The sequence below is a fragment of the Bacillus sp. EKM501B genome, assembly GCF_011800505.1.
Classification (GTDB): domain Bacteria; phylum Bacillota; class Bacilli; order Bacillales; family Bacillaceae_G; genus Bacillus_A; species Bacillus_A cereus.
Genome location: NZ_JAALFZ010000015.1, coordinates 91,394 through 107,495 on the forward strand (window position 1 = coordinate 91,394; position 16,102 = coordinate 107,495).

Genomic DNA, 16,102 nt, shown 5'->3' on the forward strand with positions numbered 1-16,102 from the left:
ATCTTTTTTAATCCATCCATTTCACTAATTTCTTAGAAATTAATAATAAAACACAGCCTAATACAATTGCCACAGCGCCAATAACTGTGAATACTTCAGCGTATCCAAGTGAAGTTGTGAAGCTTGCAAGTTGTCCGCCTAAAATGTTGGCGATACCTGAACTTGCTAGCCATACACCCATTAATAAAGATGCTAATTTTACCGGAGCAAGCGCACTAACCATTGATAGTCCGACAGGTGATAAGAATAGCTCACCTAACGTATGGAAAAGATACGTAAAGACGATAAACAGTAAGTTTGCTTTTTCTGTAATGTTATGTTCATCACTACCTGTTTTTAATGTAGCAATAACGAGAATGATATAACCGATACCGAGCAAGATCATACCAAGTCCCATTTTAGTTGGGATTTTTAAATCACCTTGCTTGCGAGTTGCAAGTTTTGCCCATAATGCAGAAATGACTGGAGCAAGTAAAATAATAAATAATGGATTGACCGATTGGAACCAAGATGTTGGAACTTCCCATCCGAACACAGAGCGGTCTACAAATTTGTTTGTATATAATGTTAATGAGCTACCAGCTTGTTCAAAGCCAGCCCAGAAGAAGACAACGAAGCATGTTAAAATGACGATAACTGCGGTACGTTGTTTTTCTTTTTTTGTTAACGGTGTATCTCCTACTGATGGTTGTCCAGCAGCTGTTTGTAAATCACGAGTTGGTTTTTTACCGATATTACCAAGGAAGCGATTTGATAGTGTTGTAAATAAAATTTGTCCAATGATCATTCCGATTGAAGCGGCTAAGAAACCGTAACGGAATCCGTAATGTACAACGCCATCAACTGTTGTTTTGAATAAATTTTCTGATAAAAATCCGCAAACGAGTGGAGCTAAAAATGACCCGACGTTAATACCCATATAGAAAATGGTAAATGCACTATCACGTTTTGGATCGTTCTCTTCGTATAATTCTCCAACCAGTGTAGAGATGTTCGGTTTGAAGAATCCGTTACCTATAATAATAAGCGCTAATCCGAGGTATAGGCCTAATTGGTTTTGCAAGGCAAATAGTGTAAGGTTACCGATTGCCATTGTTATACCACCAATTGTGATTGCTTTTCGTCTACCTAGAAAACGGTCTGTTAAGTATCCACCAATCATTGGTGTGAAATAACAGGCTCCAGTATAAAATCCGTAAATAGAGAGTGCCCATGCGGGACTAAACCCAAGACCACCGCTTACTAAAGCTGTCGTTAAATATAATGTTAATAATCCTCGTAATCCATAGTAACTAAATCTTTCCCACATTTCTGTAAAGAAGAGTAAGTATAAACCTGGAGGATGTTTCTTTTTTCTTTGTTGTTCTCTTTCTAGTTGTATCGCTGATTCCATGTTATTTTCCTCCTGACACAAACAAAAACAAAGTTAATAATTTTGTACATTTAATATTTTACTTTATTAACTATTATAAGTCAATAAAGGTTGATTTTTCAGAAGAAATTGGAAAAGAGGAATAGCTATAGAATGGGTGTTTCTTTTGTGATAGACTATGGACTATGTTTTCTTTGTAAGGAAGCGGGTTATTGTACTTTTTTATATGTGAAATTGATTTCATAAAAGATGAAATTAAAGAAGGAGAAAGAAATGAAATTGTTACAGAAAAAAGAAATTTTACTTATTAGCCTTATGTTATTCTCTATGTTCTTTGGAGCAGGGAATCTGATATTTCCACCTTTCCTTGGATATGAAGCAGGAGAACATGTTTGGATTTCATTAGTAGGATTTATTATATCAGCAACAGGTCTTCCTATATTAGGTGTTATCTCCATTGCAAAAGCAGGAAGTTTTCAAACGTTAGCGGGTAGGGTTCATTCTTCATTTGCAATTATTTTTCCATGTATCGTGTATGTATTTATTGGACCTGGGCTTGGTATACCACGTGCGGGAAGTTTAGCTTTTGAAATGGGGCCAGGTCAGTTATTCCCTGAAGCAGGAAACGGATTATTATTGTTTTACACAGTTATTTTCTTTAGTATTGTTTACTGGTTAAGTTTATCCCCATCTAAATTAATGGGGTTGTTTGGAAAAGTCTTGACGCCGTTATTATTATGTATGATTGCACTCATTTTTATAAAGAGTATGTTTACAACGGTAGGAGATATGAAAGAACCAATAGGGAACTATGGACAAGCTCCTATGTTTCAAGGGTTTTTAGATGGATATTTAACAATGGATGCGTTAGCTGCTTTAATCTTTGGAATTGTTATTGCAAATGCATTACGTGCAAAGGGTATTGAAGATGATAAAGGTTTAGCGAAATATATGAGTATTGCTGGCATTGGGGCAGGATTATTATTATCGATTATTTATGTCATCCTTGGATATGTGGGGGCAATTAGTGGCTCATTAGGAACATTCGATAACGGTGCGAAAGTGTTAGCACAAGTTATGATTACATTATTTGGACAGGGCGGAGTCGTTTTATTAGGTCTTATTTTTACTATCGCGTGTTTATGTGTTTCAATTGGACTTGTTACGTCTTGTAGTCAATTTTTTGCGAGTGCATTTCCGAAAGTATCTTATAAATTGTGGGCATTTATAGTAAGCGTTGTTAGTATGATTTTAGCTAATTTAGGGTTAACGCAAATTTTAAAAGTATCAGTACCAATTCTTGGATTTATTTATCCAATTGCGTTAACGCTTATTATTCTAGGGTTATTCCATCAGTATATTGGAAAGTATGCATACGTATATGCAGTAACTGTTTTGGTTGTAGCGATATTTAGTGCAATTGATATTTTAAATAAAAATGTAATGATGAATCAGTGGACGTCAGCATTAAAATACATTCCGTTTTATACAGAAGGTGTTGGGTGGATTGTTCCAGCTATTGTAGGCATGTGTCTTGGTTTTATCGTTAGCATTTTTCTAAATAAGAATAACTGAGTAAAAAGGTGTTTTCCGATTTTGGAAGACGCCTTTCTTTTTTTGGAAAAAATACTATTGAAAATGAATAGACTAGGAGTATGATAAAGATAATTGGTAATATATAGGTTTAATGAGAGTTACAAATGAGGGGGGAGCGTATGAAGAAGGATTTGGATAAGAAAATAGAAGCACTCGAAACGGCAATTGAAACAATTCAAGAAGCACTTGCTGAATTAAAAGTAAAGCAAAGGGAAATAGAAGTAGAAAACGCTCAGCAACATGTTAGTAAGAACAAGAAAGAATATATTGAAACGGTAATGGAGGAAAAGCCAAAAGAAGAAATAGTTAAGATAAAAGAGCCTTTGCAAGAACGTCAGGTAAAACAAGTAGATATATCTGCTTTTAAACCAGAGCCATTTAATATTATTAAGTTTTGTCAAACATGGTTACCGCGTGTATTTGTCGGTATTATGTTGCTTGGAGTGATCTGGTTATTTAAAGCAGGGGTAGATGCTGGCTTATTAACACCAGCGATACGAATTGTGTTTGGTATCGTATTATCTATCGGATTGTATTATATAGGAGATATTCAAATTAAAAGAGAGCGGCAGGCGTTAGGGTTAGTATTAGCTGGAGGAAGTATTACCGGGATTGTTCTAACAACGTTTGCAGCACATTATTTATATGGATTTATTCCGGCAAGTGTCGCGTTTCTCTGTAATATTGCATGGGTTATTTTAGGTATTTATTTAGCGAAAAGATATCAATCGGAATATCTCACTATTTTCGTAGCGGTCGGAGCGTTCTTCGTACCATTCTTGTTAAATAGTACGACTCCTAATCCTTATATTTTCTTTGGATATGAGACAGTATTAACACTTAGTTTATTATGGTATGCGTTGAAAAATCGTTATAAATACTTATATATGATTTCTTACGCTGTTGCAGCCATTGTCCTTTTCGTTTTCTTTGCTGTTATGTCAATGTTAGTAGAGAACTTGCAAATACAGTTAACGATTGTATATGGTTTGATTCATTTACTATTATTTTGGCATATGTTTACGGAGAGAAGTTTTATACTAGAACCACGTTTAGCGATATTTAGTGCAAATGCAGTGTTCTTTATACTAGCTATTTCAAAAATACATGATTTTACAACATGGGGATTAATTATTAGTGCAATCGTGCATGCCGCTATGTTCGTATTTGAATATAGGAAAAATAGACATTCTACATTTACAAATCTCTTATTTGGTTTCGCAATGGGAGCATTTAGTTTAGCAATTTTATATGAGTATAGTTTAGTGAATGCAGCGATTGTACTATTATTACAAGGTTTCCTCGGCATGGTCACTTCTATTAAAGTAAAACAACAGATAAAATTGTATGTTAGTGCGACGGTTTACGCAATTGGAATGATACAGACTATTTTTAGCCCGTTTGATCAATTTATTTCGGCAGGCTTTGTTGCTCATCTTATTTTAATAGGAACGTTCTATTATTGCATGAGAGAAGCGAAAGAAGTATTAGCGAGCTTCGGCAAATATATGTATTCTATAGTGCTCTATTGGTTTATGATAATTGTATTTATTACAATTACGAGAATCGGTGAAGTTTTATCTACAGATGGAAGCGTAATTAGTGTATCAGTATCGTTATTATGGATGGTATATGCATTATTTGCGGTTTGGTTTGGAAGAAATAGAAATATGAATGAAATATTATATGCTGGTTTAGTCGTTTTAGTCGTAACGGTAGGGAAGTTATTCTTACTTGACTTACCAGAGGTATCGATGATGATTAGGGCAGTGTTATTCCTAATCGTCGGTAGTATAGGTATCGTTATTTCAAGAATGTTTTTCTCGAAGGAAGAGAAGTGAGAAGAAGGCAATCCATGTATGGATTGCCTTTTTTATTATTTCTTATTAATTGTTACAGTTTCATTATATTTCGTTGTTGTATTTTGGCGTAGACGAAGCGTTGCTTGTCCAATTGTATTTGAATCAATCTGTACATTTACAACTTTCTCAGCAGAGCCTAAGCTGTTTGTTGTGAAAGAAAATGCACTGCTATATCCAAAAGTAGATGGCCAAGTGCCGTTTGCATTTTGTACTTTAGCCACTTGTGTTCCTCCAGTAGTGAAGATACCTAAAGAATAGTTGTTATAAGTTGTATTAGGTAGTAAGTTGTTTACTTGAATCTTCATTTGGAAAATTTCATTGTTTGGTAGAATGCTAGGGTGTGTAACGACGTAGTCGCTTGTTGTTACCGCACCATTATAACCGTATGAACCTGGTTTGAAAGTATTTGTATTAAACCATTGATAACCTGCATTTGGTGCACCCCAAGGTTCAGGTTGTGGTTCTGTTGATAAGCTTGGCTGTTCAAATGTCTGTAGAGCTGTAGGTGAATCAAGTTGTAAACCATTTACTTGATCTAAACTTGTAAATGTCTCTTTATTCGATAACCAATTTACGATGTTTTCTAATAAGATAGCATCGTTTTCTTCTTTATAACCATCGTAAGTTTTCTTTGTTTGGCCAGAATCTTCACGAACGTACTTTGGCGTAGCATCTTCAACAGGAGAAGAGTCACCAATAAAGGCAGCTTTTCCAAGTCCTACTTTTGCAATTGCAGCATATGGGCCTTCTGCAATACCACCGCCATTATAAACGCCACTATCAACAGCGTTATTCCATTTTGATGGATTTTCTGGAAGGTAAACAAGTCCTTTTGCTAGTTTTGGGTTTGTAATTGCTAGAGTAGAACCAGCATGCATTGCTACAGACGAAACACCTTTTGTAATTCCGAAAGATTGTTCAGGTGATACAATTGTTTTCGCTGAAACATCACCAAGTGCATTGTAGCGGAAGCGAATACCGAAGTTGTCAGAGAGCCAATCAGAGCTTTCTACTCCTTGCATAGCTTGTGAATTTGCTTCTTCATTAGACATTCCTTTTGCTGGATTATCCCAAGCACCGCGTCTATATCCATTAAATACTTCAGAAGAGTCCCAGCGATTTTTATTACGATCTGCATTGTAATGATCAGCAATAAAGAAGATACTACCACCATTTTTTACATATTGTAACATAGCGTCCTGCTCAGATTTTTTGTAAGGAATATTAGCTTCTGGAACGATAAATACATTGTAATCTTTTAAATCTTCGTACGTAATAGGTGTTGATTTACGAAGTTCCTTTACGTGATATCCGTTTTTTGCAATGCCGTTTCCGAAGTCAGAAAAGCCGCCGTCAATAACCCAGTCAGCTGTCCCAGCAGTTTGACCGTGTGTATTATCAAATAATACTTTCTTCCCATTGTTTTGATTTACAACTTTTGCAGCAATTTCAGGAGCTGGGTCTACAGAGCTTTCGGCATAAGTAGACGGTATGAACGAGGTCCCTATACTTAGTGTAATTGCTGTTGCTAAAGAAAATGTAATCCATTTTTTATTCTTCATAGAAGAATCCCCCTAATAATAAATATATGTGCTTTAATAATGTAATTTATTTTTCTGTAAAAATAAAGACGGAAAACATAAAAAATATTAAAAAATTGTAAAAATACCGTGAATTTTGTTGAGAAATATTTATATAGATATAAAAACATCCCTTCCAAGTAATAAGGAAGGGATGTTTTGCTTAACTAATTTTTGAGTTAGGTGTTTCATCAATCTTATGAAACCCTTTCATGTAATATACGATTGCTAAGCCAATAAGCCAAATTGGGCCGACAATCAATGCAATTCGTGTATCTTCTGAATACGCCATTATACATAAGACTAGTGCAAGGAAGGCAAGTGAGAAATATGAGCTTAATGGGTATAAAGGCATTTTATATGATAACTTTTGTTTATTTTGAGTAGGCAAGCTTTTACGGAATTTAATTTGAGCGACTAATATAATGCCCCAAGTCCAAATTGCACCGAAAGTTGAAATGCTAGTAAGCCATGTAAATACCTTTGCAGGTACAAGATAGTTTAATATAACACCAATTAGTAAAACGATAGCAGTTGCTACAATTCCTTGGCTTGGAATGCCATTTTTATTTAAACGACCAAATCTTTCAGGAGCTTTTTTCTGCTGAGCTAATGTATATAGCATACGGCCTGTACTAAATAAACCACCGTTACAAGAAGAAAGAGCTGCTGTTAATACGACAAAGTTAATAATACCTGCTGCTTTTGCGATACCAATTTGCTGGAATGTTAATACGAATGGACTGCCTTTCTCACCAAGTTCGTTCCATGGATAAATTGCCATCATAACGAATAATGCCCCAACGTAAAAGAGTAGAATTCTCCAAAATACGTTATCAATTGCCTTTGCGAGTGTTTTCTTCGGATTTTGAGCCTCACCAGCTGTAACGCCGATTAATTCAACGCCTAAATAAGCGAATAGTACCATCTGCATGGAGAGTAGTAACCCAGAAAATCCATTTGGGAACCAGCCACCATGTGACCAAAGATTTGAAATACCAGTAGCGATACCACCGTTTCCGAATCCGAATAAAATAATACCAGCTCCGACTACTATCATACAGATAATTGTGACAATTTTAATGAGAGCAAACCAAAACTCAAGTTCTCCAAATACTTTTACCGATAAGAAGTTAAAAGCGCTCATTAATAATAGAGCAAGTAATGCCCAAGTCCAGCGCGGGATATCAGGGAACCAGTACTGCATGTAAATGCCAGCTGCTGTAATTTCAGCCATACAAGTAACAACCCATAAGAACCAGTAATTCCAACCAGTAATATAACCAGCGAGTGGTCCAATATAATCATATGCATATTTACTAAAAGAACCAGCAACAGGTTGTTCAATTGCCATTTCCCCAAGCGCTCGCATAATGAAAAAAATAACGAGACCGGCAATCATATAGCCTAGCAAAATAGAAGGACCTGCTAGTTTAATGGCGGAAGCGGATCCTAAAAATAGCCCAACGCCAATAGCTGAGCCCAGTGACATTAAAGTAATATGTCGTTCTTTTAAACCACGATTTAAAGTTCCAGATTTGTTTGTGTGCTGCATAAGAAGAATCCCCCTTGTAGAGTGAACGATATTTGAATGCGTTTACTAAATATTTAACTATTTCAAATTATAAAACATTTCTATCTGTTATGCTACAAAAATAATCATAATGAACTGTACTACATCTGTACTTGTCAGACTTAAACTTAAAATTCGAACTATTAGGGAATATATTGACTCTTCTTTTTATTGATTGTTAAGATTAAGTATTATAATTTCTCACATACTAGTAAGAAAAAGAATGTGTGATAATAATTCAGGTGTAGGAAGGGTACATAAGCATGTTTCAATTACAAAAATATAACACTTCTGTGAAGCAAGAGTTTTTAGCTGGCATCACAACTTTTTTTACATTTGCGTATATTCTTGTCATCAATCCAAAAATATTATCTGATGCAGGTGTACCATTTGACCAAGCGTTTACAGCAACAATTATTGCAACCGTTGTTGGAACAGTAGGTATGGCGATTTTCGCGAATTACCCGATTGTTATTGCTCCAGCTATGGGAATGAATGCATATTTTGCTTATTCTGTTGTACAGAAGGCAGAAGGGATTACATATGTAGTTGCCTTTTCAGCTGTATTTGTAACGGGGATTATTTTTCTTTTATTATCTTTTACTTCGTTTAGGCAAAAGTTAATTTTAGCAATTCCTGATAGTTTAAAGCATGCAATTGCAGGTGGAATTGGACTATTTATTGCTTTTATTGGATTGCGCCTTTCTGGAATTATCGTGGGTCATCCGTCTAATTTAGTTACGATTGGTGATTTTCATTCTCCAGCTGTTATTTTAACTTTAATTGGTTTAATATTAGCGGCGGTATTAATGACATTGCGTGTGAGCGGTGCATTATTTATTAGTATGATTGTGACAGGAATTATTGCCTTCTTTACAGGGCAATTGAAGTTTGCTGATAAAATTGTGGCGATGCCTCATTTACCAGAGGGTATCATCGTTTCAAACCCAATCAATGCCTTTTCAGATGTAATTGAATACGGATTATACGGCGTTGTATTTTCATTTTTACTTGTACTTTTATTCGATACAACAGGTGCATTACTCGGTTTAATTAAACAAGCAGGTTTAATTACAGACAATACAGAGAAGCGTTTTGGTAAAGCGTTTATTGCAGATGCAATTGGCGGGACTACAGGTTCTATCTTTGGAACAAGCCCAACAGCAGCGACGATTGAATCGTCAGCAGGTATTGCTGCAGGTGGTAAAACTGGATTAACAGGGATTGTAGTTGTTGGTCTAACAATTATAACGGCATTTTTTAGTCCTGTTATTGCTTCTTTATCAAGTGTAGCCGCTATTACAGCTCCTTCATTAATTATAGTAGGTAGTTTAATGGCACAAAGCATTCGAGATATTAATTGGAATGAATTTGAAGATGCGTTACCAGCATTTTTAATTTTTATAGGTATTCCGTTAACATCTAGTATTGCAAATGGAATCGCAATTGGATTTTTAGTATATCCAGTCTTGAAAATTGTGAAGGGTAAAGGGATGGAAGTACATCCATTACTATACTTATTTGCATTCTTATTTGGATGTCATTTATTCTTATAATATAAATATAGGAGAGGGCCTTCTTATGGGAGGCTCCCTTTTTGTGTATAATAAAGTGAAACTATAGGCAGTAGGGGATATCCTCACTGTGTATTAGCCCGCACCAATTGGGATAAGGTGAAAACTTAATTGGTTTCGTAAAATATAAATTACATAATGCAATATATATGTTACAATAAAGGTGGAGGAGGAACATGAATGGCTGTAAGTAAAATAAAAGTCGCGCGTGTTCAGTTAGATTTAACACAGCAACAATTAGCAGAAAAAGTAGGCGTTACAAGGCAAACGATTAGTTTAATTGAGAAGGGGAAATACAATCCATCTTTAGATTTATGTTTAAAAATTTGTTATGCAGTAGATAAAACGTTGAATGATTTGTTTTGGGAGGAAAAGGAGTGGTAGGATGAAAATCGTGAAAGATGAACGTTTAATGATTGAAGGGTTAAAACATATTAGATTAGCTTTCATCTTACAAAATATCGTCATACTAGCTATCGTCTTTTACCGCTATGTCTTGCAAGGGGCAGGATATGAAAGTGTTTCGGATTTATTAATGGTATTTATGGGCGGGATAATAATTATTAACTTTTTAAATCTGAAAAATTCAGTGGAAGTGTATGAGCATACGGGCGGAGTGTCGCGTCGTTATTTTATGAAGCTATTATTCATTCCGGTGGGTATTATTATTGGGATTTTAGCTATTTGTATCGTTGTAACACCAGATATTTCGATAAAGGAAATTAGTATGACAGGACTTATTATGTTTGCTTGTTTTTTAGTTCCTAGTTTGTTTATATACATATATATGAAAAAAATAAAAAGAGAAGATTGAAATATAAGAAAGGCTTTCCCGTATTGAGGAAAGCTTTTCTTATATCTTTTTATACAAAACTTTATGAAGGCCAATTGGTTCAATTTCAAAAATTTCACCATGCTCCTGAAAGCCTAATCGCTTGTAATAGTCAGCTACAGTAATTCGGCCATTACACCATAACATATTTGCTTGACGCTCTTGTAAGATTTGTTCTGCATTCTGAATTAAGGAGCTTCCAGCGTGGTTGTTTCGAAACTCAGGTAATGTGGCCATTCCTCGTAGACGATAATGAATACCGGCTGGTAGGTCAGGGTATATTTCTTTTGAGAAGGAAGCGATACTAATTAGTTCATCGTTTATAAATGCGCCTAAGTGGAAGGTGTCTGTTTCATAATCGGAAGGATATTTACAATCTGCTAATGTTTGATTGGGGCGTAAAATTTTTTGACGTAATACGTAAGTTTCAGATCCCTCAATATTTTTCACGATAATCATATTAACATCCTTTCTTATAAGGCCTTTTCTGTTAATTGTATAAAGAAATAAGCAGGTGCGGCGAGAAGTCCGAGTATGCTAGCAGTTCCGAGAAGGAGTGAAAGTAGGAGGCAAGAATATTTTATTCCATTCGATTTTTTCCATCCGTAACTACAAATCTCAATACTAACACCGATGAGAATAATGGCAACGAGTATTTCTGCTAATAATAAAAGAGCTAAAGTTACAATAGACATAATGTGATCCATCCTCATAATATGTGATAGTAACATTTTACCATATGAAGTTAAAAAAATGCCCCTCAATTATGTGAGGGGCATTTTTTTACTCTAATATGTTTTTTAGTGTATCGATATGTTCTTTTGAACCTGTTACAAGTAATGTGTCACCGTGTTGTAGTCTTGTATCACCATGTGGTATTAATGCTTTGTTACCGCGGTAGATTTGAATGACAAGTACATCACCTAAAAACGGGAGGCGGCGAAGCGCAACGCCGTTATATTTATTGCTGCGCAGTTCAACTTCACGTACTGTTTCGTTTGCTGTTGTAATTAAGCGAACGAGACTAGGTTTATCAATAAGTGCACGTAATAAAATACGTGTAGAGTTAATTGTTGAGAATACAGCGATATGTTCTTGCGTTGCTTTTTCTTGTAGAAGTGGATCTTCTACACTTGCAATAACATGTTCAACACCTAGCTCTTTTGCATGTTCTGCCAATAATAAGTTTTGTTCATCATCGCTTGTTGCAACAACGACGCGATCTGCATCAAATGCTGTTTGTTCAGTTAATGATGCGATTGTGATGTCATCTAATTTCACGATAGGGAAGTCATGTGATTTCGCTTCTTCATCATTTATTTTGTTTTGACGCATCATATATAGCGTTACGTCATAATCTTCTCGTTTTAAATCTAGTGATAACGGAAGGGTAATTCTGCTCGCGCCAATAATAGCTACTTTTGGTTTTGGTGTTTCTACTTTTGGGAACATTTTTTTAAACAATATAGGTGCAAAAATACAAGTAATAACTGCGCTTAAAATAAGAGAGGCAGATAAACTTGGACTGATGATCTCCAGTTTTTCACCAATTTGTGCAGCCGCAATAACTAAAGAAAGTGTCGATGTTAATAAGATTGCACTTCCAAGTACGATATTACGTGGATACCATTTTCTTAAGACGAGTGATGGTAAGAGTTTCGAAATAAAGAGTCCTACAATTAAGATTGGAATCATTAGCATGCTAGAAGGTTCTTTGAAAATAGACCACACCTCTAGATTTACACCAACCATTACGAAGAAAATAGGGATGAAGAAACCATAGCCGATAGAATCAAGTTTTTCCACCATATCTTCATTTGGTGATAATAACGATACAAGTACACCTGCTAAGAAGGCACCTAAAATATTTTCTGCTCCAACAGATTCCGATAACCCAACTAAGATTAAAATGAGTGCAAAAACAGCTCGTGTATCAATTTGTACACTACCAGCTTTTAAACTATCTAAGTATGGAATGTTTTTAAAGCGTTTTGCAATAAAGTAAATGACAATACCGGCACCGAATAGAATAAGTAAGAGCCACATACTTTGACCGCTTTCGGAATTTAATCCGACGAAAACAGCGAGTAAAATCATTGTAACTAAGTCTGCGATAACAGCAACTAATAAAATGATTTGTCCGATTGCAGTTTTTCCTAGGTTGTTTTCTTTTAATGTTGGTACAACAACACCTAAAGAAATAGTTGAAATAATTAAAGTCATGAACATTGCATTATCTACAAATCCTAGCCATACGAATAGTAATGATAGGGCATAAGATAAGATGAAAATAAATAAGAAGATAATGCTTGCTACTTGAAATGTATTTGGCTCGTTTGTCGTATTTTTTTTCCCTTTTTGTTTAAAGATAGAAAAATCAATTTCTAAACCGCTTAAGAACATGAGGAAGATAAATCCTAATGTTGATAAAACTTGAAGCCATATATCTGGCTCAATAATATTAAACCCACTTTTACCTACAAAGATTCCTGCAATAATTTCTGCAACGACAACAGGAAGTGCTTTTAATTTAAAGCGTTGTAACAAAAGGGGAACGAAAAACGCGATTGCAACGACAACCATAAGTGATAGAACAGAAGTATGATGTTCCATTGCGTTCTCTCCCTTCAAATAAATATAGTACCTATTTAGCCATATAATAGGTAGAAAAGCAACGCATATGGATTCGATTTCATAAAGAAAGATTTTTCTTAACATTTGTCATAATAAGTATATTTTTCATGATTCTGTTGTTAATTCCGTAATGTGGATGTAATAGGGGAGGGGATAAAAAAAGACTGCTGAGGAATCTCAGCAGTCTTTTTCATGTACATTACATTGAGAAGAAGATCCATACAGTTAAACCAACTGTTGCAGTTGCAACGAAGAAACTGTATATCATTGTAAGAATTTGAACTCTTCCTTCTCCTTCTTTTAAATGCATGAACATAATTAATTGTAACAATGCTTGCGCAACAGCCATTATGATAATAGTTGTTAAGACTGTTGAAAGTGGCAATGTTGTGTAAAGTGCCACGTATAACGCTAGAAACGTTAATGCAAGCGATAAAATAAATCCGAAAACGTGTGACCAAGGGAATCCGCTATGCGCATGCCCGTTTGCTTGATTGTTGTTTTGAGCCATTTACGCCACCATCCCGTTCAAGTAAACTAGTGTGTAAATAAAGACCCAAACTAGATCAAGGAAATGCCAGTATAAGCTGATAATGAATACTTTACGAGCTGTAACTGGTGTTAAACCTCGTTTTAAAATTTGGATAATAACACAAGTTGCCCAAATGATACCGCCTGTTACGTGAGCTCCGTGCGTTCCAAGAAGAACGAAGAATCCAGATAAGAAAGCACTTGTTTGAATTGTTGCGCCTTCACCAATGTACATAATGAACTCTTCGATCTCAAAGAATAGGAAACCTGCACCTAAAAGTAATGTAAGGACGAACCATCCAAGCATCGCTTTTTGGTTATGCTTACGCATTTCATGAATTACGATACCGCATGTAAAACTACTTGTTAAAAGTAGTAATGTTTGAATTAAAAGCGTTTTAAGTTCAAACAATTGCGCTGGTGTTGGGCCATCTGCCGTACGACCAGCAAGGACTAGATAAGAGGCGAAAAGTGTTGCGAACAGCATAATTTCAGCCCCAAGAAAAATCCAGAATCCTAGGATATTCAATCTGCTTTGTTCGGATTGATATTCCAAAGGTAAGCTTTTATCTAAAGCCGCCATGTCATTTCACCTCTCATGCTATATGTTCTGTTTTTTTAATTTCATCAACACTGATATAGTAACCTTCATCATAATCGAATGAACGATAGATTAAGCAAGCTAAAATACCAACTCCACCGATTGCTGCAAGCCAGAACCAGCTAAATACTAATGCGAAACCTGCAAGACCGAAGAATCCAGACGCAATAATAGGCACACCAGAGTTACTTGGCATGTGAATTGGTTTGATATCTTCTGCTGCTGGTGTAACTGTTTCTCCGCGTTTTTTCATGTACCAGAAAGCATCAGCTTCTTTAATTTCAGGAAGCTTCGCGAAGTTGTAATGTTGTACAGGAGAGTGAGTTGCCCATTCAAGTGTACGACCATCCCATGGATCTCCAGTTGTGTCACGTTCACCGTGACGTGCACTCCAAATTACGTTGTAGCAAAGAAGTAGGAAGCCGATACCCATCATTACCGCACCAACAGATGCGATTTGGTTTAGCCATCCCCATCCAAGACTTTCAGAGTAAGTGTACATACGACGAGTCATACCGTCTAAACCTAAGAAGTACATTGGGAAGAAACAGATGTTGAATCCGCTCATAAAGATCCAGAATGTCCATTTACCTAGGCGTTCATTTAACATATGACCAGTCATTTTTGGATACCAGAATGTGAATCCAGCAAGCATAGCGAATACTGTACCTGCGATTAATACGTAGTGGAAGTGAGCGATTAGGAAGTAGCTGTTATGGTATTGATAATCAGCAGCTGCCATTCCAAGCATAACCCCTGTAACCCCACCGACTACGAAGTTTGGAATAAATGCCAATGACCAAAGCATTGGAACTGTAAAACGAATACGTCCTTTATACAGTGTAAACAACCAGTTAAAGATCTTAACCCCGGTTGGAATCGAAATCGCCATTGTCGAAATCGAGAAGAATGAGTTAACCGCTGGACCTGCACCCATCGTGAAGAAGTGGTGAAGCCATACGACGAAACTTAGTAAAGAAATTGCAACCATTGAGTATACCATCGCACTGTAACCGAATAGACGCTTACGTGAGAATGTACTAATGATTTCAGAGAAAATACCGAATGCCGGTAAAATAACGATATATACTTCAGGGTGACCCCATACCCAGAACAGGTTGGCCCATAACATCGGCATACCGCCGCTCGCCATCGTAAAGAAGTGAGCATCGAATAGACGGTCAAATGTCATTAATGCAAGAGCAACTGTTAATACTGGGAAAGCGAAAATAATGATAATTGTTGTAATTAAGATTGACCAAGTAAACATTGGCATTCTCATTAAAGTCATACCAGGTGTACGCATTTTTAAGATAGTAACAAGGAAGTTAATACCGGTCATTAGCGTACCGAGACCTGAAATCTGTAATGCAATTGCGTAGTAGTTATTTCCTACGCCCGAAGTAAACTCTGTACCTGCCATTGGGAAGTAAGAAGTCCACCCAGCGTCTGGAGAACCACCAATTACGAAAGCGATGTTGAATAACATTGCTCCGACAAAGAATAACCAGAAACTTAAAGCATTTAAGAACGGATATGCAACGTCACGAGCACCAATTTGTAATGGTACTACAAGGTTCATTAATCCCATAACGAATGGCATTGCCATGAAAAGAATCATTACTGTACCATGTGTTGTAAAGATCCCGTTATAGTGTTCAGCGTTTAAATAAGTTGTTTCTGGGAATGTTAATTGTGCACGGATCATTAAACCATCCATACCACCACGGAATAACATGATAACCGCAGAAATAATATACATAGCTCCGATTTTTTTATGGTCAACAGTTGTTAACCATTCGTCCCAAAGCCATTTCCATTTTTTATACTTTGTTAGTACGAAAATGATTGCTAATGTCACAAGAACGATAGAAGCGTCTGCACCGTAAATAATCGGATCACCTGTGACAAAGAATTCATCAAGCTTCACTGTGTTCACTCCAATCT

Annotated in this window: 14 protein-coding genes; 5 read left to right on the plus strand and 9 right to left on the minus strand. The window is 36.0% G+C overall.

Features of this window, described 5'->3' with window-relative positions:
* Positions 1–7: 7 nt before the first annotated feature.
* Entirely contained in the window at positions 8–1,393 is a 1,386-nt protein-coding gene (locus HFD78_RS22495; RefSeq protein ID WP_000443143.1) for a peptide MFS transporter, read from the minus strand.
* Between the two features lie 252 nt (positions 1,394–1,645).
* On the opposite strand from HFD78_RS22495, the gene brnQ1 reads away from it, so the two are divergent.
* Positions 1,646–2,947, plus strand: a complete 1,302-nt coding sequence (gene brnQ1, locus HFD78_RS22500; protein ID WP_000771690.1) for a branched-chain amino acid transport system II carrier protein BrnQ1 — start codon at positions 1,646–1,648, stop codon at positions 2,945–2,947.
* A gap of 140 nt (positions 2,948–3,087) precedes the next feature.
* Entirely contained in the window at positions 3,088–4,809 is a 1,722-nt protein-coding gene (locus tag HFD78_RS22505) for a DUF2339 domain-containing protein (RefSeq protein ID WP_000710927.1), read from the plus strand.
* Between the two features lie 35 nt (positions 4,810–4,844).
* Here HFD78_RS22505 and HFD78_RS22510 read toward each other — a convergent pair whose 3' ends face one another.
* Positions 4,845–6,392 carry a DNA-binding protein gene (locus tag HFD78_RS22510; RefSeq protein ID WP_000791508.1) on the minus strand — a complete coding sequence of 516 codons (1,548 nt, stop codon included), beginning with the start codon at positions 6,390–6,392 and terminating at the stop codon, positions 4,845–4,847.
* Positions 6,393–6,573: 181 nt separating this feature from the next.
* Entirely contained in the window at positions 6,574–7,965 is a 1,392-nt protein-coding gene (locus HFD78_RS22515; protein ID WP_001164895.1) for an amino acid permease, read from the minus strand.
* A 281-nt stretch (positions 7,966–8,246) separates the two neighbouring features.
* Here HFD78_RS22515 and HFD78_RS22520 point away from each other — a divergent pair, with 281 nt between their 5' ends.
* From HFD78_RS22520 to HFD78_RS22530, 3 genes are all read left to right on the plus strand, one after another.
* Entirely contained in the window at positions 8,247–9,539 is a 1,293-nt protein-coding gene (locus tag HFD78_RS22520) for an NCS2 family permease (RefSeq protein WP_000487197.1), read from the plus strand.
* Positions 9,540–9,737: 198 nt separating this feature from the next.
* A complete protein-coding gene (locus tag HFD78_RS22525) occupies positions 9,738–9,941 on the plus strand; it encodes a helix-turn-helix transcriptional regulator (protein WP_000301183.1) in 204 nt (67 codons plus the stop codon).
* Position 9,942: 1 nt separating this feature from the next.
* Complete coding sequence (locus HFD78_RS22530) at positions 9,943–10,371, plus strand: hypothetical protein (RefSeq protein ID WP_000706629.1); 429 nt, start codon at positions 9,943–9,945, stop codon at positions 10,369–10,371.
* Between the two features lie 39 nt (positions 10,372–10,410).
* Here the strand turns inward: HFD78_RS22530 and HFD78_RS22535 are convergent, their stop codons facing one another.
* The 6 genes from HFD78_RS22535 to qoxB form a co-directional block, all read right to left on the minus strand.
* Positions 10,411–10,848, minus strand: coding sequence for a GNAT family N-acetyltransferase (locus HFD78_RS22535; RefSeq protein ID WP_000587679.1), 438 nt, complete (start codon positions 10,846–10,848; stop codon positions 10,411–10,413).
* Between the two features lie 14 nt (positions 10,849–10,862).
* Positions 10,863–11,120, minus strand: a complete 258-nt coding sequence (locus HFD78_RS22540) for a DUF4022 family protein (protein ID WP_044129536.1) — start codon at positions 11,118–11,120, stop codon at positions 10,863–10,865.
* A gap of 52 nt (positions 11,121–11,172) precedes the next feature.
* Entirely contained in the window at positions 11,173–13,002 is a 1,830-nt protein-coding gene (locus HFD78_RS22545; protein WP_000399972.1) for a monovalent cation:proton antiporter family protein, read from the minus strand.
* A 220-nt stretch (positions 13,003–13,222) separates the two neighbouring features.
* Positions 13,223–13,534: a cytochrome aa3 quinol oxidase subunit IV gene (gene qoxD / locus HFD78_RS22550; RefSeq protein ID WP_000068425.1), complete on the minus strand. Its 312-nt coding sequence runs from the start codon at positions 13,532–13,534 to the stop codon at positions 13,223–13,225.
* Complete coding sequence (gene qoxC, locus HFD78_RS22555) at positions 13,535–14,137, minus strand: cytochrome aa3 quinol oxidase subunit III (protein ID WP_000729318.1); 603 nt, start codon at positions 14,135–14,137, stop codon at positions 13,535–13,537.
* Positions 14,138–14,150: 13 nt separating this feature from the next.
* Positions 14,151–16,085 (minus strand): cytochrome aa3 quinol oxidase subunit I, encoded by a 1,935-nt coding sequence (gene qoxB / locus HFD78_RS22560; RefSeq protein WP_000762367.1) that lies wholly within the window; start codon positions 16,083–16,085, stop codon positions 14,151–14,153.
* Positions 16,086–16,102 lie beyond the last annotated feature (17 nt).

Excerpts from the sequence above, each read along its gene's own strand:
- HFD78_RS22495 (WP_000443143.1), bottom strand. The coding sequence starts at position 1,393 with ATGGAATCAGCGATACAACTAGAAAGAGAACAACAAAGAAAAAAGAAA.
- brnQ1 (WP_000771690.1), top strand. The coding sequence starts at position 1,646 with ATGAAATTGTTACAGAAAAAAGAAATTTTACTTATTAGCCTTATGTTA.
- HFD78_RS22505 (WP_000710927.1), top strand. The coding sequence starts at position 3,088 with ATGAAGAAGGATTTGGATAAGAAAATAGAAGCACTCGAAACGGCAATT.
- HFD78_RS22510 (WP_000791508.1), bottom strand. The coding sequence starts at position 6,392 with ATGAAGAATAAAAAATGGATTACATTTTCTTTAGCAACAGCAATTACA.
- HFD78_RS22515 (WP_001164895.1), bottom strand. The coding sequence starts at position 7,965 with ATGCAGCACACAAACAAATCTGGAACTTTAAATCGTGGTTTAAAAGAA.
- HFD78_RS22520 (WP_000487197.1), top strand. The coding sequence starts at position 8,247 with ATGTTTCAATTACAAAAATATAACACTTCTGTGAAGCAAGAGTTTTTA.
- HFD78_RS22525 (WP_000301183.1), top strand. The coding sequence starts at position 9,738 with ATGGCTGTAAGTAAAATAAAAGTCGCGCGTGTTCAGTTAGATTTAACA.
- HFD78_RS22530 (WP_000706629.1), top strand. The coding sequence starts at position 9,943 with ATGAAAATCGTGAAAGATGAACGTTTAATGATTGAAGGGTTAAAACAT.
- HFD78_RS22535 (WP_000587679.1), bottom strand. The coding sequence starts at position 10,848 with ATGATTATCGTGAAAAATATTGAGGGATCTGAAACTTACGTATTACGT.
- HFD78_RS22540 (WP_044129536.1), bottom strand. The coding sequence starts at position 11,120 with ATGTTACTATCACATATTATGAGGATGGATCACATTATGTCTATTGTA.
- HFD78_RS22545 (WP_000399972.1), bottom strand. The coding sequence starts at position 13,002 with ATGGAACATCATACTTCTGTTCTATCACTTATGGTTGTCGTTGCAATC.
- qoxD (WP_000068425.1), bottom strand. The coding sequence starts at position 13,534 with ATGGCTCAAAACAACAATCAAGCAAACGGGCATGCGCATAGCGGATTC.
- qoxC (WP_000729318.1), bottom strand. The coding sequence starts at position 14,137 with ATGGCGGCTTTAGATAAAAGCTTACCTTTGGAATATCAATCCGAACAA.